At 72.2% G+C, this 24,065-nt stretch carries 21 protein-coding genes and 1 pseudogene; 3 read left to right on the top strand and 19 right to left on the bottom strand.

All coding sequences use genetic code 11. The features are described 5' to 3' along the window. Window positions 1-41 precede the first annotated feature (41 nt). The 8 genes and pseudogenes from KVF89_RS17185 to glmS form a co-directional block, all read right to left on the bottom strand. Entirely contained in the window at window positions 42-941 is a 900-nt protein-coding gene (locus KVF89_RS17185) for a glycoside hydrolase family 16 protein (RefSeq protein ID WP_257427305.1), read from the bottom strand. Between the two features lie 76 nt (window positions 942-1,017). Beyond that, on the bottom strand, window positions 1,018-1,983 hold the full coding sequence (tsaE, locus tag KVF89_RS17180) for a tRNA (adenosine(37)-N6)-threonylcarbamoyltransferase complex ATPase subunit type 1 TsaE (RefSeq protein WP_257427304.1): 966 nt from the start codon (window positions 1,981-1,983) through the stop codon (window positions 1,018-1,020). After that, entirely contained in the window at window positions 1,980-3,083 is a 1,104-nt protein-coding gene (locus tag KVF89_RS17175; protein ID WP_257427303.1) for an alpha/beta fold hydrolase, read from the bottom strand. The genes tsaE and KVF89_RS17175 overlap by 4 nt, the downstream gene beginning before the upstream one ends. Next, window positions 3,080-4,246: an alanine racemase gene (gene alr, locus KVF89_RS17170; RefSeq protein ID WP_257427302.1), complete on the bottom strand. Its 1,167-nt coding sequence runs from the start codon at window positions 4,244-4,246 to the stop codon at window positions 3,080-3,082. The genes KVF89_RS17175 and alr overlap by 4 nt, the downstream gene beginning before the upstream one ends. A gap of 15 nt (window positions 4,247-4,261) precedes the next feature. Beyond that, window positions 4,262-5,698, bottom strand: a complete 1,437-nt coding sequence (locus tag KVF89_RS17165) for an NAD(P)H-hydrate dehydratase (RefSeq protein ID WP_257427301.1) — start codon at window positions 5,696-5,698, stop codon at window positions 4,262-4,264. A gap of 36 nt (window positions 5,699-5,734) precedes the next feature. Continuing rightward, a pseudogene (locus KVF89_RS30590) lies at window positions 5,735-6,867 on the bottom strand (glycosyl hydrolase family 18 protein). Between the two features lie 803 nt (window positions 6,868-7,670). After that, entirely contained in the window at window positions 7,671-8,024 is a 354-nt protein-coding gene (locus KVF89_RS17155) for a holo-ACP synthase (protein ID WP_257427300.1), read from the bottom strand. 5 nt (window positions 8,025-8,029) lie between these two features. Then, window positions 8,030-9,874: a glutamine--fructose-6-phosphate transaminase (isomerizing) gene (gene glmS / locus KVF89_RS17150; protein WP_257427299.1), complete on the bottom strand. Its 1,845-nt coding sequence runs from the start codon at window positions 9,872-9,874 to the stop codon at window positions 8,030-8,032. Between the two features lie 110 nt (window positions 9,875-9,984). Between glmS and coaA the strand changes: the two genes are divergently transcribed. Further along, the gene (gene coaA, locus KVF89_RS17145; RefSeq protein WP_257427298.1) at window positions 9,985-10,980 is read left to right on the top strand and encodes a type I pantothenate kinase; all 996 of its coding nucleotides are present in this window, start codon (window positions 9,985-9,987) and stop codon (window positions 10,978-10,980) included. A gap of 4 nt (window positions 10,981-10,984) precedes the next feature. Here the strand turns inward: coaA and KVF89_RS17140 are convergent, their stop codons facing one another. From KVF89_RS17140 to rplM, 9 genes are all read right to left on the bottom strand, one after another. Then, a complete protein-coding gene (locus KVF89_RS17140; protein ID WP_257427297.1) occupies window positions 10,985-11,779 on the bottom strand; it encodes an ABC transporter permease in 795 nt (264 codons plus the stop codon). After that, window positions 11,776-12,693, bottom strand: coding sequence for an ABC transporter ATP-binding protein (locus KVF89_RS17135; protein WP_257427296.1), 918 nt, complete (start codon window positions 12,691-12,693; stop codon window positions 11,776-11,778). Before KVF89_RS17135 ends, KVF89_RS17140 begins: the two co-directional genes overlap by 4 nt. A gap of 55 nt (window positions 12,694-12,748) precedes the next feature. After that, the gene (locus KVF89_RS17130; protein WP_257427295.1) at window positions 12,749-13,954 is read right to left on the bottom strand and encodes an ABC transporter permease; all 1,206 of its coding nucleotides are present in this window, start codon (window positions 13,952-13,954) and stop codon (window positions 12,749-12,751) included. After that, window positions 13,951-14,850 carry an ABC transporter ATP-binding protein gene (locus tag KVF89_RS17125; RefSeq protein ID WP_257427294.1) on the bottom strand — a complete coding sequence of 300 codons (900 nt, stop codon included), beginning with the start codon at window positions 14,848-14,850 and terminating at the stop codon, window positions 13,951-13,953. Before KVF89_RS17125 ends, KVF89_RS17130 begins: the two co-directional genes overlap by 4 nt. Window positions 14,851-14,957: 107 nt before the next feature. After that, a complete protein-coding gene (locus tag KVF89_RS17120) occupies window positions 14,958-15,611 on the bottom strand; it encodes a response regulator (RefSeq protein ID WP_257427624.1) in 654 nt (217 codons plus the stop codon). Between the two features lie 22 nt (window positions 15,612-15,633). After that, entirely contained in the window at window positions 15,634-16,992 is a 1,359-nt protein-coding gene (locus tag KVF89_RS17115) for a sensor histidine kinase (RefSeq protein WP_257427293.1), read from the bottom strand. 34 nt (window positions 16,993-17,026) lie between these two features. Then, window positions 17,027-18,382 carry a phosphoglucosamine mutase gene (gene glmM, locus KVF89_RS17110; protein ID WP_257427292.1) on the bottom strand — a complete coding sequence of 452 codons (1,356 nt, stop codon included), beginning with the start codon at window positions 18,380-18,382 and terminating at the stop codon, window positions 17,027-17,029. Between the two features lie 187 nt (window positions 18,383-18,569). Beyond that, on the bottom strand, window positions 18,570-19,082 hold the full coding sequence (gene rpsI / locus KVF89_RS17105) for a 30S ribosomal protein S9 (protein WP_257427291.1): 513 nt from the start codon (window positions 19,080-19,082) through the stop codon (window positions 18,570-18,572). A gap of 37 nt (window positions 19,083-19,119) precedes the next feature. Next, complete coding sequence (gene rplM / locus KVF89_RS17100) at window positions 19,120-19,563, bottom strand: 50S ribosomal protein L13 (RefSeq protein ID WP_257427290.1); 444 nt, start codon at window positions 19,561-19,563, stop codon at window positions 19,120-19,122. A gap of 254 nt (window positions 19,564-19,817) precedes the next feature. Between rplM and KVF89_RS17095 the strand changes: the two genes are divergently transcribed. Both KVF89_RS17095 and KVF89_RS17090 read left to right on the top strand, forming a co-directional pair. After that, entirely contained in the window at window positions 19,818-20,717 is a 900-nt protein-coding gene (locus KVF89_RS17095) for a bile acid:sodium symporter family protein (RefSeq protein WP_257427289.1), read from the top strand. Window positions 20,718-20,739: 22 nt separating this feature from the next. Continuing rightward, window positions 20,740-22,029: a citrate synthase gene (locus KVF89_RS17090; RefSeq protein ID WP_257427288.1), complete on the top strand. Its 1,290-nt coding sequence runs from the start codon at window positions 20,740-20,742 to the stop codon at window positions 22,027-22,029. Between the two features lie 69 nt (window positions 22,030-22,098). Here the strand turns inward: KVF89_RS17090 and KVF89_RS17085 are convergent, their stop codons facing one another. After that, entirely contained in the window at window positions 22,099-22,653 is a 555-nt protein-coding gene (locus KVF89_RS17085) for a Uma2 family endonuclease (RefSeq protein ID WP_257427287.1), read from the bottom strand. A gap of 88 nt (window positions 22,654-22,741) precedes the next feature. Then, window positions 22,742-24,055 (bottom strand): M1 family metallopeptidase, encoded by a 1,314-nt coding sequence (locus KVF89_RS17080; protein WP_257427286.1) that lies wholly within the window; start codon window positions 24,053-24,055, stop codon window positions 22,742-22,744. Between the last annotated feature and the right edge of the window lie 10 nt (window positions 24,056-24,065).

Below are 24,065 nucleotides of genomic sequence, written 5' to 3'. Positions count from 1 at the left end.
GACATCACCCAGATCGGTGAACGAGGCTCAGCGGGACGTGTTCACTGCCACACCTTCACGTAGTCGACCTCGAGCGTCGAGGGCAGCACGGACGCGCTCGTGATCTTGTTGACGCCGCTGTCGCTGACCAGCTGTGAGAAGGCCATGATGAAGCGCTTGCGGAAGCTCGCCGCGCCGTCCGTGTTGATCAGGCAGGTCCTGCCGTCGACCTTGATGATCAGCTTGTACGCCGTCCACTCCAGGGCGTAGGTGTGCCACTGCCCGCGGGTCGCGGCGCAGTTCCAGGCCGTGTTGAGGCCGTGCCGGGGGCCTCCGTTGTCGTTCCACGAGTAGTGCAGGAACGGGATCGCCAGGTCCGGGTAGGCGGCGTACGTCTCGGCGATGTCGATCTCGCCGGAGGCGGGCCAGCTCGCGTCGCTGCTGTAGCGGGTGTCGGGCCACAGCCAGAAGGCCTCGTGCGCCCCCGGCCCGCGCGCGGCGTCGGACTTCATCCGGGCCTCGAACCGGCCGTACTGCTGGCTCCACTTCCAGAACGTGTTGACCGCGCCGGTCGCGTACGGCGCCCGGGTGCCGTCCGCGCGCTGGGGGCACTGCGCGGCGCCACCGGACGGTTGCGCGGTCAGCCGGAGGATCCCCGAGCCCACCGACACGGTCTGCGGGTTGTCGAGGTTGCAGGCCAGGCTGCCGCTCGGGCCGTCCATGACGTGCCAGTACTGGCTGTTGAGCGCGTTGCCGTCGAACTGGTCGACGAAGGTGCACTTGTAGAAGCCGACCAGGTTCGGACGGCGGACCCGCGGCCCGCAGGCATCACCGGTCGTCGGGCTGGCCGCGACCACCGCCGCCGCGGCGGCTGGAGCGGCCGCCCGGGTCTCCGGCATCGCCTGCACCTGCAGACCGAGCACCAGCAGCACCGCTCCCGACAGTGACAGCAGACGTTTCATCCCCATGATGATCCCCATGTCCTCAGACCCCCCTGCGCCTCGTCCACCGCGACCTTCGCAGGTGGCTACCCGGACCCTAGGGGAAAGAGGCCGTCGACTGGAACCAGTTCCAGTCGCGGGAGTCGAGCCAGCGGCCGCCGACGGCGTCGATCTCGACGACGCGCGGGTCGGCCTCGGGATCGGCGTCGGTGGGCCCCGCCTGCCCGGTGGCCCGGGTGATCCGCACCTCGAGCCGCGCCTCGGCCAGTCCCTCGGCGAGCCCCGTCCCCCACTCCACGACGGTCACGGCCTCGTCGAGGTCGGTGTCGAGATCGAGGTCGTCGAGCTCGGCCCGCCCACCCAGGCGGTAGGCGTCGACGTGGACCAGCTCGGGCCCGTCCCCCAGTGACGGGTGCACCCGGGCGATGACGAAGGTCGGCGACGTGATCTGGCCGCGGACGCCGAGCCCCTCCCCGAGCCCCTGTGTGAACGTGGTCTTCCCGGCGCCGAGCTCTCCGCTGAGGACCAGCAGGTCCCCACGGGCGAGCCGGCCGGCGACGCGGCGGCCGAGGTCGCGCATCGCGTCCGCGCTCGGGACCTCGAGGAGGACGGGCACGGACCGCGCCATCTCGACGTACGGCGCGTGCCGCGTCGTCTCCGTGAAGCCCATGTCGCGCCAGAAGCCGGTCGTGCGGGGCAGCTCCTGGCGGGCCAGGATCACCACCCGGCGGGCGCCCCCGCGGGCCGCCTCGCGCAACCCGTACCGGACCAGGTCGCGGGCCAGGCCGCGGCCCTGGGCGGCCGGGTCGATGCCGAAGCGGCGCAGGTAGACGGTGTGGGGCTGGTCGTCGGCCGGGTCGAGGACCAGGGCCCCGACGGGGCGGCCGTCGTCGGTCACCAGGAGGCCACCGCCCGGCGCCAGCATCGCGGCGATGGACTCCTCGGTCTCGGCCAGCGCGTCGGCGGGCGGGTCGAGGACGGGGCGGTCGGCGAACGCGGCCTTCACCACGGCCAGCACGTCCGCGGCGGCCTCGGGGCCGACGCGCCGGGTCTCGACGGTCATCGGGCGGCTGCCCTCGCGGATGCGGCGGTGATGAGCTGGTCGAGCTCGGCGTTGACCAGCTCGTGACGCTCCATGATCACCAGATGGCCGGCACCCTCGCACTCGAGGAGCCGGGCACCCGGGATCCGGGACTGCAGCTTGCGCGAGTGCCCGATCGAGGTCAGCCTGTCGGCGGTGCCGCAGATGACCGAGGTCGGCACCCGGCCGAGCACCTCGACGAAGTCGAACTTGTCGAGGCCGGCGAAGTGCGGGAAGAAGTCGGCGACCACCTCGAACGGGGTCGCGGCGAGCATCTCGTCGACGAACTCGACGTACCCGCGGGGCACGTCGCTGCCGAACGCGAACCGGTCGGTCGCGACGGTGGCCACCGAGCCGCCGGCCCGGCGCACCGAGTCGACCGCGCGATGGCCGAGATGGAGCGTGCGGACCACTCCCCTGGCGACCGGGCCGGCGAGGCGGGCGGGGATCATCGGGAGCAGGATCCGGGTCGGGTCCAGGCCGCCGGCGGTCGTGGAGATCAACCCGATGCCGAGGACGCGGGAGCCGATCAGCTCGGGGTACTGCTCGGCGAAGGCGACGATCGACATCCCTCCCATCGAGTGCCCGACCAGGACCACCGGACCGTCGGGGACGACCTCCTCGATCACCCGGTGCAGGTCGCGGCCGAGCTGGTCGATGTTCGAGTGCGCGCGGTCGGAGTCGCCGGACCGACCGTGGGAGCGCTGGTCGTAGTAGACCGCGCGGACCAGGCCGCGGTACGCCGCGCGCTGGAAGTGCCAGCAGTCGAGGTTGAGGCAGAAGCCGTGGACGAACACGACGGTGACCGGTGGCGTGTCGTCCTTCGCGCGCCGCAGCAGCCGCTCGACCGGCCCGGCGGCGGTGGGGGCGGCCGCGACCTCGTCGACCTCGACGTGGAGGGGCAGGCCGTCGTCGGCGACGACCGTCACCGGTGCCGACCGCAGCGTCCCGAAGGGGATCTCCTCGCCCGCACGCCGGCCGATGGCCCGCTGCTGGCGCAGGATCCCGACGGCCGCCGTACTCGCGGCGGCGACGCCGAGCGCACCCGCGAGCGACCCGACGATCCGGCCCCGGGGGCTCACGTGGGGTCCTGCTCGTCGAGCCCACCCACGTAGGTGCGCGCGGTCCGGCCGCCGATCCGGGTCACGATCTCGTAGTTGATGGTGCCCGCCGCCTCGGCCCAGTCCTGCGCCGTCGGTCCGCCGGCGCCCGGCGGTCCGAACACGACGACGTCACTGCCGACCTCCGGTCGGTCGCCGCCGAGGTCGACGACGAACTGGTCCATGCAGACGGTGCCGCGGATCGGGCGCCGCTTGCCGCCGATGCCGACCGCGGCCGGCTGGACGGCTGCCGGGGAGGAGGCGTGCCGGGGGATGCCGTCGCCGTACCCGAGCGGGATCAGCCCGACGGTCGTCGCGTGCTCGGCGACCCAGCGGTGGCCGTAGGAGACGGCGTCGCCGGGCGCGAGGTCCTTGACCAGGGCGAGCGGCGCGTGGACGGTCATCGCGGGGACCAGGCCGATGTCGGTGGCCTGGCCGGGCGCCGGGTCGAGGCCGTAGAGCGCGATGCCGCAGCGGACCGCGTCGAAGCGGGCGCTGGGGCGCAGGAGCGCGGTCGCGGAGTTGGCGAAGTGCCGCAGCTCGGGGCGCAGGCCGTGCTCACCGGCAAGCACGAGGGCCTCGCGGAAGGCCTGCTCCTGCCGGTCGTTGGCGGGGTGCTCGGGCTCGTCGGCACAGGCGGGGTGCGTCCAGATGCCGGTGATCCGCCAGGTGCCGTCACGCTCCCCCTCGGCGGCGCGGGCGAACAGCGCCGCCCACTCGCCCCGGCCGGCACCGGCCCGGGACATGCCCGTGTCGAGCTTGAGCTGGACCCGTGCCGGCTCCGTGCGGCCGGCGTCGGCCGCGGCCATCGCGTCGAGCTGGGCGACGCCGTGGGCACTGACGTCGATCCCGGCGGCGGCCGCCGCGGCGTAGTCGGCGTCGGGCCCGCCGATCCAGCAGAGCATCGGCCCCTGGATCCCGGCGGCCCGCAGCGCGAGCGCCTCCTCGACGGTCGCCGTGCCGATCCAGTCCGCCCCGCCCTGCTGCGCGGCCCGGGCACTGGCGATCGCGCCGTGGCCGTAGCCGTCGGCCTTCACCACGGCGACCAGAGGCACGCCGGCGGTCGCGCGCAACAACCGCGCGTTGGCGCGGATGGCCGCCAGGTCGACGACGGTCTCCGCGGGGCCGAGGGGCAGGCGCGACATGCCCTCATCGTCCCATCAGGGGGTGGTGAGGCGTGCGAGCAGGGCCGGAAGGGCCGCCGCCACGTCGCCGGCGACGATCGGGCCGCGCCGGGCCGCCAGCGTCGCGGCGGCGCCGTGCAGCCACGACCCGACCGACGCGGCGTCGTACGGCGTGAGGCCGGTGGCGAGCAGCGCGCCGATCACACCCCCGAGGACGTCGCCGGCACCGGCGGTCGCCAGCCAGGGCGTGCCGGTCGTGGTCACGCGCGTCGCGCCGTCGGGCCGGGCGACGACGGTGTGGCGTCCCTTGAGGAGCACCACGGCGTCGTAGGTGCGGGCCGCGCGGCGGGCGTGCTCGAGCCAGCGTGCCTCGACCTCGGCGCGGTCGACGCCGAGCATGCGGGCGAGCTCGCCGGCATGCGGGGTGAGGACCGCCGGGCGTCCGCGCGCGAGCCCCGCGAAGGCGAGCGCGTCGGCGTCGACGACGAGCGGGACGCCGTCGGCCACCGAGCGGCGGACGGCGTCCTCGGCTCCCGAATCGCTCCCCGAGCCGACCACCCAGGCCTGGACACGGCCGGGCCCGACCACCTCGGGGTGCGCGGCGCGGACCAGGTCGAGGGCCGCCGGGTCGCCGTCGTAGCGGACCATCCCGGCGAGGCCGCACGCCGCGCCGGCCACGCTGAGCAGCGCGGCGCCCGGGTAGGCCGCCGAGCCGGCACGGACGCCGACGACGCCGCGGGTGTACTTGTGGGCGTCGCTCGCCGGGCACGGGAGCAGCGCCGCCACGTCGGCGGCCTGGAGCGCCTCGACCGGAGCGGCCGGCAGGTCCAGGCCGATGTCGACGAGATGGATCGCCCCGCATGCCTGCGCCGCCGGGTCGACGAGATGACAGACCTTGTGGGTCCCGAAGGTGACCGTGACCGCGGCGGTGACGTGAGGGCCGGCGACCTGTCCGGTGTCGACGTCGACGCCCGACGGCGTGTCGACCGCGACGACCGGGATGCCTGCCACCAGCTCGAGCGCTCTCGTTGCCTCGGGGCGCAGGCCGGGGCGTCCGCCGATGCCGACGATGCCGTCCACCACCACGTCGAAGTTGTCGCGGTTTGGGACCAAACCGCGCAATTCTGGGGTCGGGGCATGCAGTCTCTGCCCAATCGAGGCCCACGGAACGACCCGACCGCCGGCTGTGCGGAGCGTGTCGATGCCGCCGCGATGGGCTGCCGCGGAGAGCAGCCACGCCTCCACCTGCACCCCCCGCCGGGCGAGCAGCGCGCCGGCGTACAGCGCGTCGCCGCCGTTGTCGCCCGAGCCGACGAGCAGCAGCACCCGGCGGCCGTAGGCGGAGCCCAGGAAGTCGAGGACGGCGTAGCCCAGCCCGGCGGCGGCGCGCTGCATCAGCGCCCCGTCGGGCAGCCGGGAGAGAAGGTCGGCCTCGGCGGCGCGGACCTGTGCGACGGTGTGGGCGCGGATCACGCGCCCACTCTTCCACCCGGTCCGTGCCGCAGGCGGTCAGCGGCGCAGGAACTCCTCCCCCACCGCGTCGAGCAGCGGATTGGTCCCGTCCGGGTCGGCGCCGTAGTTGAGGGTCCACAGGATCGTGCCTCCGGCGCCGCCCGCTCGGGTGTAGGCCGCCTTGGCCGCGATCGACTCCTCGTCCTCGTAGGACAGGAAGCCGGCCGGCTCGCGCGGCGGCAGCCCCGGCTCGGCCGGCGGGACGTAGCCGCCCTCGTGACCCGGATAGGTGCGGTAGGTCGACGAGGCGTCCTCGTCGAAGTGCCGCTCCCCGTGTGAGAGATACCCGAGCTCCTTGAGCCGGGTCCAGGACAGGGCGACGTCGTTGGTCTCGTAGATCTCGTTGTCCTCGGTGGACTGGCGTGGGCCGGTGACGGTGGGACCGAAGTAGATCCCGTAGAAGCCGATGCCCATGCCGATCTTCTCCCGCGGCGCCCCGAGAAGGCGTAGGCGTCGATGCTGCTGTCGATGCTGACCGGCCGCGCCGGACCCTCGTCGTCGAGCGCACCGGAGAACCACGACTCCCAGCCGGCACCGTTCCAGGTGGTGCCGATGCCGTAGGACATCAGGTTGTACTGGTCGACCAGCCAGGGCAGCTCGGCCTGCCAGTCGGCCACCTTGCCGTCGTTGAGCTCGTTGGTCTTCACCGCGTAGCCGGGAAAGGTGATCAGCCCAGGGTCCGTCCGGTAGCGCGGCCGGGTGGCCATCTCGGCCCGCACCTCGACGATCAGCGCCTCCAGGCGGCGGACCGCCTCCTCGGTGGTGATGTCGACGCCGCACTCCCAGGCCGGCCCCCCGAGACAGTTCTCCCAGTCCACGTCGACGCCGTCGTAGTCGTGGGCGACGAGGTAGTCCACCAGCTTGCGCACGAAGACCGGCCGGACCTCGTCGGAGGTCGACGCGACGAATCCGGCACCGTCGAAGCCGTCACCGCCGAGCATCAGCAGCGCCTCGGCACCGGCCGCGTGGGCCTTCCGGACGAGGTGGTCCTCCACCGTGGTGCCCGGGTACGGCGACGCGTCGGGATCGTGCGCGGAGCCGGCTCCCGGGACGATCTCGCCGGGCTCTCCGGCGAGCGAGCCGCCGCCCGGCGCCACCCGCCCGAACACGAAATGGGTCAGGTCGGTCATGTCGACCTCGTCCGGCGCGTACTCCTGGTCCCAGAACCAACCGGCGTAGTAGCCGGTCACCCACGGCGTCGTCCGTGGCGGACGGACCGCGATCGTGGTCGGCGCCGATAGCGCGTCAGCACCGCTCACGCGATAGGTCGTGGTGCGCTGCGGGGTCACGAGCAGGACGGCTCGGCCCGCGTCGTCCTCGACTCCGTCGGCGATCCGGCGCCAGCCGGCGTCCGTCAGCGCCTCGAGCGCCACGGGACTCCCCGGCCGGGCCGGCGTGAAGGTGACGGTCACCGGCAGCCGGGTGTGCGGGTCGGTGGCCGCGGGGGCGGACACGGCGGCGGCACGGGGAGCGGGCGGGGCGGGCGGCGCGGGAGCCAGCCGCACCCGGACGACGGCGGAGTGCCGACCGCGCGCGCTCACCCGGTAGGCGGAGTCGGAGGGGCTGACCCGGAAGGCGAAGCGCCCGGTCCGGGCGGCCCGCTCGCGCGCCACCCTCGCCCAGCGTCGACCCTCCTTGCGCTGCAGCACGACCCTCGACCTGGGCGCGGCCCTCCCGCGCAGCTGCACCGCGACGCCGGGCACGACCGCCGCTGCCGGACCGGTCAGCGTCGGCCGCGGCCCTGGTCGCGCGCCCTGTGCCGCAGGGACCTGGACCAGCAGGCCGAGGCAGACGAGGAGGCAGGTCAGCAGCGCGCCGACACGACGACGCCGCGGGGACTTCCGGGTTGCTCTGCTCACCCTTCACCTTGACGTGGGCGGCGGCCTGTCCGACAGGGACACCCGTCCCGTTCTCGTGGGTGCCCGGTCCCGGATCAGGACTCCAGCACGACCACGGCCGAGGCGATGCCGCCGTCGTGGGTCAGCGACAGGTGGACGGACGTGACCCCGAGCGCGTCGGCCTCGGCGAGCACGGTGCCCCGCAGGACGAAGCGCGGGCGGCCGGAGTCCTCCGAGACCACCTCGGCGTCGTGCCAGGACATCCCCCGCGGCGCGCCGAGCGCCTTGGCCAGGGCCTCCTTGGCGGCGAAGCGAGCCGCCAGCGACCGGACGTGCAGTCCGCGCTCGGCCTCGGTGAACAGCTTCGTGACCAACGCCGGGGTACGCCGGCACGACTCCTCGAAGCGAGCGATCTCGCACACGTCGATGCCGACGCCCAGCACGGCCACGGTGGCTACTCCACCGTGACGGACTTGGCGAGGTTGCGCGGCTGGTCGACGTCGTGGCCGAGCACCGTGGCGAGCTCGCAGGCGAAGAGCTGGAGCGGCACGATCGCGACGAGCGGCTGGAGCAGCACCGGCACCTTCGGCAGCCGCACCAGCACGTCGGCGTACGGCTCGATCGCGGTGTCGCCCTCCTCGGCCAGGCAGATGGTCCGGGCACCGCGGGCACGGACCTCCTGGATCCCGCTCAGCATCTTGCCGTGCAGCTGGTCGCGCCCCTGCGGGGGGACCACGCACAGGACCGGGAGCCCGTCCTCGACGAGCGCGATCGGGCCGTGCTTGAGCTCGCCGGCGGCGAAGCCCTCGGCGTGGAGGTAGGCCAGCTCCTTGAGCTTGAGCGCGCCCTCCAGCGCCACCGGGTAGCCGGCGTGGCGCCCGAGGAAGAGCACCGAGCGGGTCGTGGCATGGTCGGCGGCGAGCGCGTAGACCTGCTCGGCACCTTCGAGCACCGTCTCGATGTGGTCGGGCATCGCCTCGAGGTGCCGCATGATCTCGTCGATCTCGTCACCGAACCGGGTGCCCTTGACCTGCGCGATGTAGAGCGCGAGCAGGTAGCAGGCGACCAGCTGGGTGAGGAAGCCCTTGGTCGAGGCGACGCCGATCTCGGGACCGGCGTGGGTGTAGATGACGGCGTCGGACTCACGCGGGATCGAGGAGCCGTTCGTGTTGCAGATCGCGAGGACCTTGGCCCGCTGTGAGCGGGCGTGCCGGATCGCCTGGAGCGTGTCGGCGGTCTCGCCGGACTGGCTGATCGCGACGACCAGCGTCGTCGCGTCGATGATCGGGTCGCGGTAGCGGAACTCGGACGCGAGCTCCACCTCGACCGGAGTGCGGGTCCAGTGCTCGATGGCGTACTTCGCGACCATGCCGGCGTAGAACGACGTCCCGCACGCGATGATGATGATCTTGTCGACGTCGCGCAGCTCCTCGTCGGCCAGACGCATCTCGTCGAGCTGCAGCTGCCCCGACGGGGTACGCCGCCCGATCAGCGAGTCCGCCACCGCGCGGGGCTGCTCGAAGATCTCCTTGCGCATGAACCAGTCGTGACCGTCCTTCTCCGCCGACGACAGGTCCCAGTCGACGTGGAAGCGGCGCGCCTCGACCGGCGCCCCCCAGAAGTCGGTGACCTCGACCGCGTCGCGGGTCATCACGACGATCTGGTCCTGACCGAGCTCGAGCGCCTCGCGGGTGTGCTCGATGAAGGCGGCGACGTCGGAGCCGAGGAAGTTCTCGCCCTCGCCCAGTCCGACGACCAGCGGTGAGTTGCGGCGGGCGGCGACGACCGTGCCCGGCTCCTCGGCGTCGATGGCGACGAGCGTGAACGCGCCGTCGAGCTGCTGGCACACGCGCTGCATCGCCGTGGTCAGGTCGACGCCGGACTGGACCTGCAGCTCGACGAGGTGGGCGACGATCTCGGTGTCGGTGTCGGAGAGCAGCTCGTGGTCGTCGGCCTCGACCCGGTCCCTGAGCTCGAGGAAGTTCTCGATGATGCCGTTGTGCACCAGCGCGATCCGCCGCGCGGCCCCCGTGTGCGGATGGGCGTTGCTGTCGTTGGGCGGGCCGTGGGTCGCCCAGCGGGTGTGCCCGATGCCGATCTCCGCGACCGGGATCGGCGACTCACCGAGCGCCTTCTCCAGGTTGGCGAGCTTGCCGGCCCGCTTCTCGACGGTCAGCACCCCGTCGTAGACGACCGCGATGCCCGCGGAGTCGTAGCCCCGGTACTCCAGCCGTCGCAGACCGTCGATGACGGCGTCCTCGGCCGACCGTGGCCCGACGTACCCGACGATCCCGCACATGATCCGCCAGTCTAGGCGGCGTCGTTCGGAGTCGCGTCGTCCGGAGCCACCTCGTCCGGATCGGGGACGCGCCGCAGGAGCCTCCGGCACCGACTGGAACAATCGCCTCCATGACGACGGGCACCCCGGCGGACACCCACCTCGGCGAGGACGCGTCGCGGGAGGCATCGCCGTACGTCGAGTTGGACCGCGCGACCTGGGCCAACCTGGCCCACGAGTGGCAGCAGCAGGGCAGCCCGCTGACCAGCGACGAGGTGGTCCGGCTGCGCGGCATCGGCGACTCGCTCAACCTCGACGAGATCCGTGACGTCTACCTGCCGCTGTCCCGGCTGCTGTCGCTGCGGGTCAACGCCGCGACCCGGCTGCACCATGAGCAGGAGCAGTTCCTCCACCGCCGCACTCCCCCGCGCACGCCCTTCGTGATCGGCCTCGCCGGCTCGGTGGCGGTCGGGAAGTCGACCGCGGCGCGCGTGCTGCAGCAGATGCTGGCCCGCTGGCCCGAGCATCCCAATGTCGCCCTGGTCACGACCGACGGCTTCCTCTACCCGAACGCCGCGCTCGAGGAGCGCGGCCTCCTCCAGCGCAAGGGCTTCCCGGAGTCGTACGACCGGCGGGCCCTGCTGAAGTTCGTCATCGACATCAAGTCCGGCATCGACGAGGTGGAGGCCCCGGTCTACTCCCACCTCGTCTACGACGTCGTGCCCGACGAGAAGGTCGTCGTGAAGCGGCCCGACATCGTCATCGTCGAGGGCCTCAACGTCCTCCAGCCCGCCCGGGTCCGCGAGGACGGCCGCACCGGCCTGGGCCTGTCGGACTTCTTCGACTTCTCGATCTTCGTCGACGCCAACACCAACCACATCCGCGAGTGGTACGTCGACCGGTTCCTGCGGCTGCGCGAGACCGCCTTCCGCGACCCCAACTCCTACTTCGCGAAGTACGCCGCGCTCAGCCACGACTCCGCGGTCGACGAGGCGCGCCGGATCTGGGACTCGATCAACGGTCCCAACCTCGCCGAGAACGTGCTGCCCACCCGCTCCCGGGCCACCCTGGTGCTGCGCAAGGCCGCGAACCACGCGGTGCAGTACGTGCGGCTGCGCAAGATCTGACCGCTCACCCCACGTCGCGCCGCAGCGTGGTGAGCCGCCCGATCACCGCGAACACCACGGCGTACGCCACCAGCACCAGCGCCGCCGCCCAGCGCGGGAGCAGGTCGGCGTCACCGCCACCGGCGCCGAGGAAGGACGCGCCGATGAGGGAGTCGGCCGCGCCGCCGGGCAGATAGGACGCCACCCCCGCGAGGGCGTCGACCTGGCTGAGCACGACCCGGGCGATCGGCTCGACGAACTGGGTGAACGCGAGGATCACCACGATCGCCGCGACCTGGTTGGACAGGATGCTCCCGAAGGCGACGCCGATGACCGCCCACAGCGCCACGACCACCACGCCGAGCGCCAGCCCTCCGAGCACGTCGCCGTCACCGAGATAGGAGCCGTCCCCCTGGATCGCCAGCAGCGGCGCACCGCCCGCGACGGTCGCGGCGACACCGACGACGCCCGCGGCCAGCCCGATGGGGACCACGGACAGCAGCTTGGCCAACAGGAACCGGGTGCGGTCCGGCTCGACCAGCAGGCTCTGGGTGATCGTCTTGTGCCGGAACTCCGTGGTCATCGCCAGGCTGCCGATGACCAGCGGGAAGACGTACCCGACGCCGTTGACCAGCGAGTACGTCGCCCGCGCGGCGTCCTCCCCGACCAGCGGCGCCTCCGAGCCTTCGGGCACGAAGACGAAGCTCGCCGAGACGGCCGCGGACACGAAGCCCAGGTAGGCGACCATGACGACGAGCAGGAGCCACCACATCCGGGTGCTGACGAGCTTGCGGTACTCCGCCAGGAGCGCGGCCCTCATCGGGGTCCCTCCTCGGCATCGGCGCCGGCAGGTCGGGTGAGCTCGAAGAAGAGCGCCTCCAGGTCGACGTCGCGGCGCACCAGCTCGTGCAGCTCGATGCCCGCCGCGTGCGCCGCCGCGCCGACCTCGGCCGCGGTCGCGCCGTCGACGACGATCCCACCGCCGTCCTCGGTCGCGGCCCAGCCCCGGTCGGTCGCGAGTGCCGCGACGGCGTCCGGGCGCGGCGCGACGACGTACGCCGCCGGCGTGGCCCGGGTGCGCAGCTCGGCCAGCGAGGAGGCGTGCCGCAGCCGGCCCTGCGCGATGATGACGACCTCGTCGACGCTGGCCTCGACCTCGCGGAGGAGGTGGCTGGACACCAGCACGGTGCGGCCCTCGTCGGCGAACTGCCGCAGCAGCCGCCGGATCCAGACGATGCCCTCGGGGTCGAGCCCGTTGGTCGGCTCGTCGAGCACGATGACCGGCGGGTCGGCGAGCAGCGCCGTCGCCAGGCCCAGCCGCTGCCGCATGCCGAGCGAGTAGCGACCCACGCGCTGCTTCGCCGCGTGGCCCAGCCCGACCGCCTCCAGCACCTGCCGGCACCTGGTCCGGGAGACGCCGACCTGCGGCGCGAACACCTCCAGGTGCGCCAGCCCGGTCCGTCCCGGGTGGAAGCTCGACGCCTCCAGCGCCGCTCCGACGACACGACCGGGCTGCGGGTGCGCGGCGTACTCCCGCTCCCCCACCAGCGCCCGCCCCGCGCTCGGCCGGGTCAGCCCCAGCAGCATCCGCAGCGTCGTGGTCTTCCCGGCCCCGTTGGGGCCGAGGAACCCGGTGACCGCACCGGGACGGACGGTGAACGTCAGGTCGTCGACCGCTCGGACCCCACCGAACTGCTTGGTGAGCCCGTCGATCGCCAGCGAGGGGGCTGTCATGTCTCTCACCCTTTCAGAGCGGAGGTCGGAGGAGATGGCCGGCACGTCCTGCCGGTCAGTCAGCCGCGGACCAGGCCTGCCTGAGCGTCACGCGCCCCTGGGTCTGCAGCAGGGCCCGGCGATAGATCCGCTCGGCGAGGACCACGGTCGCCGCCATGGCGGCGATCAGGATCGCGATCGCGATGATCGGCTCCGCCACGGCGGTATCGCCCTCGAGGACCCGGATCGGCATGAGCACGATCGAGAACGGCGGCACATAGGACGCGACCGTCTGGATGGTCCCCTCGAAGAGGAAGGCGCCGAAGAAGACGCCCATCATCACGAAGCTGAGCGGCGCCGCGGTCGTCTGCAGGTCCTCGGCACGGCTCGCGAGCGCTCCGGCCACCGCCCACCAGCAGGCGATGAAGAGGAAGCCGACGAGGAAGAAGGCGGCGAACCACCCGATGCCCGCGGAGACGCCGGACAGGAAGGAGGAGTACTCCGTGAAGGAGATGCCGACCAGGCCGACGGCGACGATGAGCGCGGTCTGCGCCAGCGCCAGCAGCGTGTTGCCCGCGATCTTGCCGATCAGCAGCTGTCGCACCGGGATCTTGGTCGTGATGATCTCGACGATCCGGTTCGCCTTCTCCTCGACCACACTGCCCGACAGTGTGTAGCCGAAGCCGAGCGCGGCGAAGTAGAAGAGGAAGGCCAGCAGGAACCCCATGGCCCGCGCGAAGTCCTGGCGCTCGGCGTCGCCCGCCAGCAGGGCGGTGTCGACCGTGCTGCCCTGCCGGAGCTCCGCCAGCGAGGTTCCGGCACGCTCGGCGTTCGCCGTCAGCGTGGCGTCGCGGATGATGCTCTCCGCGGCGGCGGTCAGGTCGCCCGACACCTCCTTGCGGCCGACCAGGGTCCAGCCGTCGTCGGCGGGTCGCAGCAGGACGTCGGCGTCCTCGTCCTCCAGCGCGGCGACGCCGTCGTCGTCGGAGGCGACCTCCACCAGCTCGACCTCCAGGCCGTCGTCGACCTCGGGAATCTCACGCTGGAGCAGCTGGGCGGTCGTCGCGTCCTCGGCGGTCGCGGCGATGGTGACGCGCTCGGTGCGGTCCTCGGACCAGATCGTCCAGCCGATGAAGCCGACGAGGAGCACGAGGGTGATCAGGGTGCCGATGAGGAAGGACTTGTCCGTGAGTCGGGTGACGACCTCACGACGGGCGACGAGCAGCCAGGGCCGCTCGGCCGGCCGCGTCTCGGTCGTGTCGCTCGCGTCGGGGTGGTTCATGCGGTGACCTCCCGATAGATCTCGGACAGCGGGGTGCGGACCGTGGCGAGCTCACGGACCTCGCCGCGGTCGAGGCCGGCGGTCAGGATCGCGCGACGTACGGCGTCCGAGGCGCGCTCGTCCTTGTCGGCCAGCTCGACCAGCGCCTCGGCGCCGTCGACGTCGAGGACGTGGACGCCGGCGATGTCGCGGACCCACCCGGCGTCGCGGTCGGTGACCACCCGAAGCCGCTCGGGTCCGCGGGCGCGCAGCTCCTCGACTCCCCCCTGGGCGACGACCTCGCCGGCGCGGAGCACGACGAGCCGGTCGCAGAGTCGCTCGACGAGGTCGAGCTGGTGGCTGGAGAACAGGACGGGCACCCCGCGGCCGGTCTCCTCGCGCAGCAGGTCGACCATCGAGTCGACCGCGGTCGGGTCGAGGCCGGAGAAGGGCTCGTCGAGGATCAGCGCCTGCGGTTGGTTGAGCAGCGCGGCGATGATCTGCACGCGCTGCTGGTTGCCGAGGCTGAGCTTCTCGACCCGGTCGCCGCTGCGGTCCGCGAGGCCGAACCGCTCCAGGCTCTCCGTCGCCGACGCACGGGCCCGCGGGGTCGACAGCCCCGAGAGCTCGCCGAGATAGATGAGCTGGTCCAGGATCTTCTGCTTGGGGTAGAGGCCCCGCTCCTCGGGCATGTACCCGAAGCGGCGTCGGTCGGCCGCCGTCATCGGGCGTCCCTGCCAGAGCACCTCGCCGGCGGAGACTCCGAGCAGCCCCATGATCATCCGCATCGTCGTGGTCTTGCCGGCGCCGTTGCCCCCGACGAAGCCGGTCAGCATCCCGGCCGGCACGTCGAACGACACGTCGTCGACCACGGTCCGCTCACCGAATCTGCGGGTCAGCCCTCTCGTCTCGATCATGACGTCCACGCATCCATGGATCCAGGCTAGGGACGGCGGCGCCCGGCGTGATCCGTCGCGAGGAGGGGATCCGCCTCCGTCGTACGACGGAGGCCGGGTCCGGACGGCTACCCGGCGAGGCCGACCCGGTGGGCGAACACCACGGCCTGGACGCGGTCGCGGAGGTGGAGCTTGGCCAGGCAATTGGAGACGTGGGTCTTGACCGTCGCCTCGCCCAGCACCAGCCGTTCGGCGATCTCGGCGTTGGACAGGCCCTCGCCCAGCAGCTGCAGCACCTCGCTCTCGCGCTCGGTGAGCCGGTCGAGGAGCTTCGTCTCCTCCGGCGCCGGCCCGGCGGCGGGCGCCTGTCCCGCGGCCATCTCGGTGATGACGCGACGGGTCACCTCCGGGGAGAGCAGCGCGTGCCCGCGACCCACCGCGCGCACCGCCTCGACGAGCTGCTCGGCCTCGGCGTTCTTGAGCAGGAAGCCGCTGGCGCCGGCCCGAAGGGCGTCGAAGAGATAGTCGTCGCGATCGAAGGTGGTGAGGATGACGACCCGGCCGAGATCCTCGGCGACCAGGTCCGCGGTGGCGGCGATGCCGTCGACGCGCGGCATCTGCACGTCCATCAGGACGACGTCGGGCCGCAGCCGCCGGGCCAGCTCGACGGCCTCGGCTCCGTCCGCCGCCTCGCCGACCACCTCGATGTCGGGCTCGGCCGACAGGATCATCCGGAAGCCGGAGCGGACCAGTGCCTGGTCGTCGGCGAGGAGGACCCGCAGCCTCGCTCCGTCGCTGAGCTGCTCAGTCACCGGTGCCTCCCAGCGGCAGCCGCGCCCGCACCCGGTAGCCGCGTGTGGTCCGGGGCCCGATCTCGACCTCGCCGCGGTGCGAAGCGACCCGCTCGCGGATGCCGAGATGGCCCATGCCCGAGCTCGACGTCCCCGCTCGCGGCCGGCCGTCGTCCAGCACCTCGACCTCGGCGAACGGCCGCTCGCCGGCCTCGGTGACCCGCAGCCGCACCGAGGCGCTGGACGCCGTCGAGTGCCGCACGACGTTGGCCAACGCCTCCTGCGCCGTGCGGTACAGCGTGAGACCGACCGTCTCCGGGAGCCGCGCCGCGGCCCCGGGCCGGTCCTCGACGACCGCGTACGACGTGCGCAGCCCGTCGTACGCGCGACTGGCGACGAGCTCCTCGAGGTCGGCGACGCCGGGCGTGCTGGTGCGCGACCTGTCCGTGATCGGCTCGTCCGCGGAGCGCTCCTCGATGTCACGCAGCGTGCCGAGCAGCGAGCGCATCTGCGAGACGGCCTCGCGCGAGCTCGCCTCGATGGCGCCGAGCGCACCGGCCGCCGTCTGGGGGTCGTGGTGGAGCACGCGGCGGGCACCGGCGGCCTGGACGCCGATGACCGACACGTGATGGCCGACGACGTCGTGCAGCTCGCGGGCGATCCGCAGCCGCTCGTCCACCACCGCGCGCTGCTGGAGGGTCGCCGTCTGCCGGGTGATCGTGCGCGCCTGCTCGGCGAGAGCCTCGCGCTGTCGGGCGCCGTTCCAGGCGACCTGGCCCCCGATGATGGCGCCGACGAAGTAGACGACGTTGACGATGAAGGTGAGCAGGATGATGGCGGGCACGGGCGGAAGGAAGCCGAAGCGCTCGTCCTCGCCCGTGCTGTCCAGCCAGGTCTGCGCACTCTGGCCCACGGCGAACTGCCAGGCCACCCAGCAGAGCATGAAGACCAGGATGGTGCTGGTGACCAGCAGCGCCGAGCGGCGGCTGCGACCCCATGCCATGGCCGAGAACAGACCCATGAAGTAGCAGATCTGGAGCGCGACCTGGGCCATCACCTGGGGCATCGCGACCCCGGTCACGAACATGTGCGTCGAGAGGTAGACCGCCACCGCGAGCGGGTAGCGGCGCCGCAGCACCAGCGCGAGCGCGGCCGCGGACATGACGAGGTAGATCACCCACCACGGCGCGTCGACGCTGTCGAAGGCACCGGCGCTGCGCGCCAGCTCGAGCGTGACGATGCCGGCCACCTCGAACGCCGCGCCGGTGACGACGTCACGCGTGGCGACCGCGGGATTCCCCCGGTCCCACGCGTCGTCCACCGCGAAGTACGCGCCGAGGCGGGCACGCAGGGCGGGACCGACGGCAGACACGCAGCGACTCTAGTCCGGAGGGTGGCTCACGCAGCTACAGCGCCAGCCGCTCCCGCACGACGTCCGCGAGCCGCCGCGCGACCCCCTCGGCCTGCTCGGCGGTGGGCGCCTCGACCATGACGCGGACGAGCGGCTCGGTGCCGGAGGGACGCAGCAGCACCCGCCCGGTGCTGCCGAGCTCGGCCTCGGCCCCGGCGACGGCCTCGAGGAGGGCCGGGTCGTCGGTGCGGGTGCGGTCGACGCCGCCGACGTTGACGAGGACCTGCGGGAGCCGGGTCATCACGCCGGCGAGCTCGCGCAGCGACCGGCCGGCGGTGGCCATCCGGCGCGCGACGTGGAGGGCGGTGAGGATGCCGTCGCCGGTGGTGGCGTGCTCGCGCATGATGACGTGACCGGACTGCTCTCCGCCCAGGCTGTAGCCGCCGCGGCGCATCTCGTCGAGGACGTAGCGGTCGCCGACGGCGGTCTGCACGACCTCGACCCCGGAGGCGTTCATCGCCTGGAGCAGCCCGAGGTTGCTCATCACCGTGGCGACGAGCGTGTTGCCGACCAGCCCGCCGGCCTCACGGAGGGCGAGGGCGAGGATCGCCATGATCTGGTCGCCGTCCACGACCTCGCCGGTGTGGTCGACGGCCAGGCAGCGGTCGGCGTCGCCGTCGACCGCGAACCCGGCGTCGGCACCGTGCTGGACGACCGCCGCCCGCAGCGGGTCGAGGTGGGTGGACCCGCAGCCCTCGTTGATGTTGAGCCCGTCGGGCGAGGCGCCGATGGTGATCACCTCGGCACCGGCGGCACTGAGCGCGCGGGGACCGACCTCACTGGCTGCGCCATGAGCGCAGTCGAGGACGAGCTTCAGCCCGGCGAGAGGCTTGCCGGCGGGCGCGTCGAGGGTGCGGACCAGGTGGTCGACGTACTCCTTGACGGTGGGGCCGTACGGCGTCACCCGACCGACCGCGGCACCCGTCGGCCGATCCCAGTCCTGGCCGAGCAGCGCCTCGATCTCCCGCTCGAGGGAGTCATCGAGCTTCACGCCGCCGCGGGCGAGGAACTTGATGCCGTTGTCGGGCATCGGGTTGTGCGAGGCGCTGATGACGACGCCGACGTCGGCGCCGAGCGCGTCGGTGAAGTAGGCGACACCGGGCGTCGGGAGCACCCGCAGGCGCAGCACGTCGACCCCGGCGGACGCGAGCCCGGCCACGACGGCGTGCTCCAGGAACTGCCCGGAGATCCGGGTGTCCCGGCCGACGACGGCCAGCGGGCGCGGGCGGCTGTAGCCGCCGTGCTCGACGAGCACCCGGGCCGCGGCGCTGCCGAGGTCGACCGCCAGCTCGGCGGTCAGCTTGTCGTTGGCGAGGCCCCGGACCCCATCGGTCCCGAAGATGCGCGTCACACCGTACTCCTCTGTCCTGCCGAAAAACGCCCGACGGGGCCACCCACCGCGCTCGCGGTCGGTGGCCCCGTGGTGCCTGCGTCGTGTGCCGGAGTGCCTCGCAAGGCGCCGCCGCGAAGGCGACCTTTGAGCGGAGCGGTCGTCGAGCGGCGGCAACGCCGCGAGGCGCCCGGCACGCGGCGCAGGATCAGCGCTTGCTGTACTGCGGGGCCTTACGGGCCTTCTTGAGACCGGCCTTCTTACGCTCGGTCGCCCGGGCGTCGCGGGTCAGCAGACCGGCCTTCTTCAGGGTCGGGCGGTAGGCGTCGAGGTCGATGCCGTTGAGCGAGCGGGCCACGCCGAGGCGCAGCGCACCGGCCTGGCCGGTGATGCCACCGCCGTGGATGCGGGCGATGACGTCGAAGCGGCCCTCGAGGCCGAGAGCCGCGAACGGCTCGTTGACGACCTGCTGGTGCAGCTTGTTGGGGAAGTAGTCGTCGATGGTCCGGCCGTTGATGGTCCAGTTGCCGGTGCCGGGGACGATCCGCACGCGAGCGACGGCCTCCTTGCGGCGACCGGTGGCGGCGCCGGGGGCGACGGTCACGGGGCGGTCGTCGATGGCGGCCGACGGGGAGGTCTCGCTGGTATAGGCGACACCCTGCTCGTCGGTCTCGAAGGTCTCCTCGACCTCACCCGGGTTGGCGGTGTTGTTCTCAGTCACGATCGTTGTCCTCAGTCCGTTCAGATCAGTCGAGAAGTCACTGGGAGATCTGGGAGATCTCGTAGGGGACGGCCTGCTGGGCCTGGTGCGGGTGAGCCGGGCCGTTGTAGACCTTCAGCTTCTTGATCATCTGCCGGCCGAGGCGGTTCTTCGGCAGCATGCCCCACACGGCCTTCTCGACGGCCTTGCGGGCGTCCTTGTCGATGACGTCACCGATCGGGGTCGCGGTGAGACCACCCGGGAAGCCGGAGTGGCGGTAGACCAGCTTGTCGGCACGCTTGTTGCCGGACAGGGCGACCTTGTCGGCGTTGACGATGATGACGAAGTCACCGGTGTCGGCGTTGGGCGCGAAGATCGGCTTGTGCTTGCCGCGCAGCAGGTTGGCGGTGGTGACAGCCAGCCGACCGAGGACGACGTCGGTCGCGTCGATCACGAGCCAGGCGCGCTCGACGTCGCCGGGCTTCGGAGCGTAGGTGCGCATGATGCGTACCCTTCCTTGCTAGTTCGTTGCCCGTACGACGGTCGCCGCCCGGGTTGCCCTGCGCGGCGGACCGCTCGGGCGACGTACTCCTGACGAACTCAGCCCGGCCCACACACGCTCGTCTCTCGACGATCCATAGGCGATCCGGGTCTGCCCCGCGCCTCGACCGGGGTCGTGGCGCGAAGCGGCAGAAGACGCGACCTGCAACACTACGGGCGCCCCCTACCACGGTCAAAATGCGGAGGAGCCGGCCCATGGACTCAGGACTCGTGTCGGTCGGCCTGCCGGCCGCGCTGGCGATCATCATGTTCGGCCTCGGCCTGGCGCTGACGACCGACGACTTCCGCCGCATCGGCCGCACGCCGCTGCCGGTCGGGGTCGCCCTGGCCGCCCAGCTCGTCGTGCTGCCCGCCCTCTGCTTCGGCCTGGTCCTCGCGCTCGACCTCGCCCCGATCCTCGCCGTCGGGATGATGCTGCTGGCGGCCTCGCCGGGCGGCACGACCGCCAACCTGTTCAGCCATCTCTTCCGCGGGGATGTCGCCCTCAACATCACGCTGACCGCGGTGAACTCGCTGATCGCCGTCGTCAGCCTGCCGCTGGTCGTCAATCTCGCCGTCGGCTGGTTCGACCCGCCCGGGGCCGAGGACATCGGGCTGCAGCTCGGCAAGACCGCCCAGGTCTTCGCGATCGTGCTGGTGCCGGTGGCACTGGGCATGCTCGTGCGACACTCCTCGCCCGGCTTCGCCGCCCGCGCCGACCGACCGGTGCGGATCGCGTCCGCCGTCGTCCTCGCCCTGGTCATCGTCGGAGCGCTGGTCGGCGAGCGCGAGAACATCGCCGACTACATCGCCGACGTCGGCATCGCCACGACGCTGTTCTGCGCGCTGAGCCTGACCGTGGGCTACCTGCTCCCCCGCCTGCTGGGGATCGAGCAGCGGCAGGCACTCGCCTCGGCGTTCGAGGTCGGGATCCACAACAGCACCCTCGCGATCGCGATCGCGCTCAGCGTGCTCGACAACGACACGCTGGCGGTCCCCGCGGCGGTGTACGGCGTCGTGATGTTCCCGCTCGCACTGCTCGCCGGATGGCTGCTCACCCGGCGCCGGCCACCGGCCCGGGGTCACGCTTCGGGACACCGGCTACCGGCTCTGTGACCTGGCCGACTAGGTTGGCGGGGTGACTGACTCTCTCACCGTACGCGACAACCGCACCGGCGCGGAGTACGAGATCCCGATCGTCGACGGCACCATCAAGGCCGCTGAGCTCGGGCAGATCAAGCTCAACGACGACGAGCCCGGCCTGGCCACCTATGACCCCGGATTCGTCAACACCGCCTCCTGCCGCAGTGCCATCACCTACATCGACGGCGACAAGGGCATCCTCGAGTATCGCGGCTATCCCATCGAGCAGCTCGCGGAGAAGTCGAACTTCCTCGAGGTCGCCTACCTCCTCATCCACGGCGAGCTGCCCACCAAGGAGCAGTACGAGCAGTGGGTGCATGACATCACGTTCCACACCTTCGTGCACGAGAACGTCAAGGGCTTCATGCAGGGCTTCCGGTACGACGCGCACCCGATGGGGATGCTGATGGCGTCGGTGGGGGCCCTGTCGACGTTCTACCCGGAGTCGAGCCGCATCGACGACCCGGAGAACCGCCACATCCAGATCGTCCGGATGATCGCCAAGATGCCGACGCTCGGCGCCTGGGCCTTCCGGCACGCGCAGGGCAAGCCGTACGTCTACCCGGACAACGAGCTGTCGTACGCCGAGAACTTCCTCTCGATGCTCTTCAAGATGAGCGAGTCGAAGTACGCCGCCGATCCCCGCATCGCGAAGGCGCTCGACGTGCTGTTCATCCTGCACGCCGACCACGAGCAGAACTGCTCGACCAACGCGGTCCGCTCCGTGGGCTCCTCGCAGGTCGACCCGTACTCGGCGGTCGCCGCCGGCATCGGCGCGCTCTTCGGCCCGCTCCACGGCGGCGCCAACGAGGCCGTGCTGCGGATGCTGCGCCGGATCGGCACCAAGGAGAACATCCCCGCCTTCATCGAGGGCGTGAAGAACGGCGAAGAGCGGCTGATGGGCTTCGGCCACCGGGTCTACAAGAACTACGACCCGCGCGCCACGATCATCAAGAAGGCGTGCGACGACGTCTTCGAGGTGACCGGCGTGAACCCGCTGCTCGAGGTCGCGCAGGAGCTGGAGCGGATCGCGCTCGAGGACGAGTACTTCGTCAAGCGCCGCCTCTACCCCAACGTCGACTTCTACTCGGGTCTCATCTACGAGGCGCTCGAGTTCCCGCCGGAGATGTTCACGGTCCTGTTCGCCATCGGCCGCACCCCCGGCTGGCTGGCGCAGTGGCTGGAGCTGACCGGCGACAAGGAGCAGAAGATCGCTCGCCCGAAGCAGATCTACACCGGCGACCGCGGCCTGACCTTCGTTCCCGCCGAGGAGCGCTGGGCCTGAGCCCACCCGCCTGTCTCGACCCCGGTCACCTGGTGACCGGGGTCGTTTCGCTTCTCCGGCCGGGCCGGTTCAGGCGAGCAGCTCGTCGATGTCGAGGGAGACCTCGACCTCGCCGTAGCGCAGGGTGGCCTGCCCGGAGGTGAAGCGGCCAGTCTCGACGTAGAGCCCGTCGACCAGCTCCATGGTCACCACCACGTGGTCGCGCGGGTCGACGATCCAGTACGACGGGGCACCCCACGCGGCGTAGCGCTGCGCCTTCGCGACATAGTCGTTGCCGCGGTTGGACGAGACGACCTCCACGACCAGGTGCGGAATGCCGGACAGAGCGCGCTGCTCCTCCGTCACGTCGTGGACCATCAGGTCGGGGCCGAGCTCCTCGCGCACCCCGGTCGGGATCCAGCCCCAACCGCGGGTGACCTTGGTGCCGGGTGCGAGATGTCGCACGAGGATCAGCTGCAGGCGGAACTCGACGTCCTGATGACGCTGGGAAGGTTGTGCGGCCACGACGAGTGCTCCTCCGTAGTACTCACTCGGGACCACGTCCGCGGCGAGGTACTCCTCCCACGTCATCGGGAAGCGCTGCATCTCGTCGCCTCGGCGGATCGATTCCATCGCCACGGTCATCGCTGCTCCTTCCGGTTTCGGCGTCTCCCGAGATCGTCGCCGACCCGACCAGTCGACGCAACCGGCTCGGCGGTCGCGAACCAGGGCCTCAGGGCTGTGGAAAGCCTGGCAGCGCGGCGTCGTACAGCCACGGCCGGAGCAGCACTCCGACGTCGGCGCCGGTGCGCTCGGAGGCGAAGCCGAGGAAGTCGTCGGTGGTGACCGACTCCCCCGCACGGGTGGCCACCCAGTCGCTCAGGACGGCGAAGAAGGCGTCGTCGCCGACGGCGACCCGCAGGGCGTGGAGGGTGAGGGCGCCACGCTTGTAGACGCGGTCGTCGAACATCAGCTCCGGGCCGGGGTCGGCCAGGAGCAGGTCCTGGTCCAGGCCGGCGAGGCGCTCATGATGGTGGCGGGCCCAGGCGTCGCAGCTGCGCGGACCGCCGCTCTCCTCGGACCACAGCCACTCGGCATAGCAGGCGAAGCCCTCGTGGAGCCAGATGTCCTGCCAGCGGCGCAGGGTGACGGCGTTGCCGTACCACTGGTGGGCGAGCTCGTGGGCGATCAGCCGCACCTGCTCCCAGTCCGGTGAGCAGAAGTTGCGGCCGAAGGTCGACAGGCTCTGGCTCTCGAGCGGGATCTCGAGGTCGTCGTCGGTGACGACGGCGGCGTAGGCGTCGAAGGGGTACGGGCCGAAGACGCGCTCGAAGAACTCCAGCATCGCGGGCTGCTGGTCGAAGGAGCCGGCCAGGTCGGCGTCGGGCGGCGCGATGGTCCGGGTGCGCGGGTCGTGCTCGGTGGTGGCGTAGCGGCCGATCTGGACGGTGGCGAGGTAGGTCGCCATCGGCCGGTCCATCGCCCACGTCCAGCTCTCACCGCCGGCACGCCGCTGGCGGGCGACGAGGGCTCCGTTGGCGACGACCACATAGCCGGCGGGCGCGGACACGGTGATCCGATAGGTGGCCTTGTCGTCGGGGCGGTCGTTGCAGGGGAACCAGGTGGGCGCGCCGTGCGGCTGGGCGGCGACGATGACGCCGTCCTCCAGCTCCTCCCAGCCGGCGTCGCCGTGGTACCTGTCGATGACGGGCCGGGGCGAGCCGCCGTACGCGACCGTCAGCCGCAGCTCGGTGCCGGCGGCGACCGGCCGGTCGAGCTGGAGCACGAGCCGATGGTCCCGCGCCGACCACTTCTTGACCCGGGGCGCGGGTCGCCCGGAGTCGAGGCGCAGCTTGGTGGCCCGCAGGTGGGCGAGGTCGAGGACCAGCCGAGCCGTCTGCTCACGGACGACGATGTCGAGGACCGCGGTGCCGTCGAGGCGGTTGCCGTCGGGGACGTAGCCGAGGTCGAGGTCGTAGTGCCGGACGGCGTACGTCGGGTCACCGTGGCCGGGCAGGTACGGGTCGGCGGTGGGCAGCAGGGGCACGGGCAGGACC

It is taken from the genome of Nocardioides carbamazepini (assembly GCF_024614185.1).
Lineage (GTDB): Bacteria > Actinomycetota > Actinomycetes > Propionibacteriales > Nocardioidaceae > Nocardioides > Nocardioides carbamazepini.
This window is presented reverse-complemented; position numbering and strand designations above follow the sequence as displayed.

What these genes read in the sequence shown, in the direction of transcription:
- KVF89_RS17185 (WP_257427305.1), bottom strand. Translation starts at nt 941, where the DNA reads ATGAAACGTCTGCTGTCACTGTCGGGAGCGGTGCTGCTGGTGCTCGGT.
- tsaE (WP_257427304.1), bottom strand. Translation starts at nt 1,983, where the DNA reads ATGACCGTCGAGACCCGGCGCGTCGGCCCCGAGGCCGCCGCGGACGTG.
- alr (WP_257427302.1), bottom strand. Translation starts at nt 4,246, where the DNA reads ATGTCGCGCCTGCCCCTCGGCCCCGCGGAGACCGTCGTCGACCTGGCG.
- glmS (WP_257427299.1), bottom strand. Translation starts at nt 9,874, where the DNA reads ATGTGCGGGATCGTCGGGTACGTCGGGCCACGGTCGGCCGAGGACGCC.
- coaA (WP_257427298.1), top strand. Translation starts at nt 9,985, where the DNA reads ATGACGACGGGCACCCCGGCGGACACCCACCTCGGCGAGGACGCGTCG.
- KVF89_RS17140 (WP_257427297.1), bottom strand. Translation starts at nt 11,779, where the DNA reads ATGAGGGCCGCGCTCCTGGCGGAGTACCGCAAGCTCGTCAGCACCCGG.
- KVF89_RS17135 (WP_257427296.1), bottom strand. Translation starts at nt 12,693, where the DNA reads ATGACAGCCCCCTCGCTGGCGATCGACGGGCTCACCAAGCAGTTCGGT.
- KVF89_RS17130 (WP_257427295.1), bottom strand. Translation starts at nt 13,954, where the DNA reads ATGAACCACCCCGACGCGAGCGACACGACCGAGACGCGGCCGGCCGAG.
- KVF89_RS17125 (WP_257427294.1), bottom strand. Translation starts at nt 14,850, where the DNA reads ATGATCGAGACGAGAGGGCTGACCCGCAGATTCGGTGAGCGGACCGTG.
- rplM (WP_257427290.1), bottom strand. Translation starts at nt 19,563, where the DNA reads ATGCGCACCTACGCTCCGAAGCCCGGCGACGTCGAGCGCGCCTGGCTC.
- KVF89_RS17095 (WP_257427289.1), top strand. Translation starts at nt 19,818, where the DNA reads ATGGACTCAGGACTCGTGTCGGTCGGCCTGCCGGCCGCGCTGGCGATC.
- KVF89_RS17085 (WP_257427287.1), bottom strand. Translation starts at nt 22,653, where the DNA reads ATGACCGTGGCGATGGAATCGATCCGCCGAGGCGACGAGATGCAGCGC.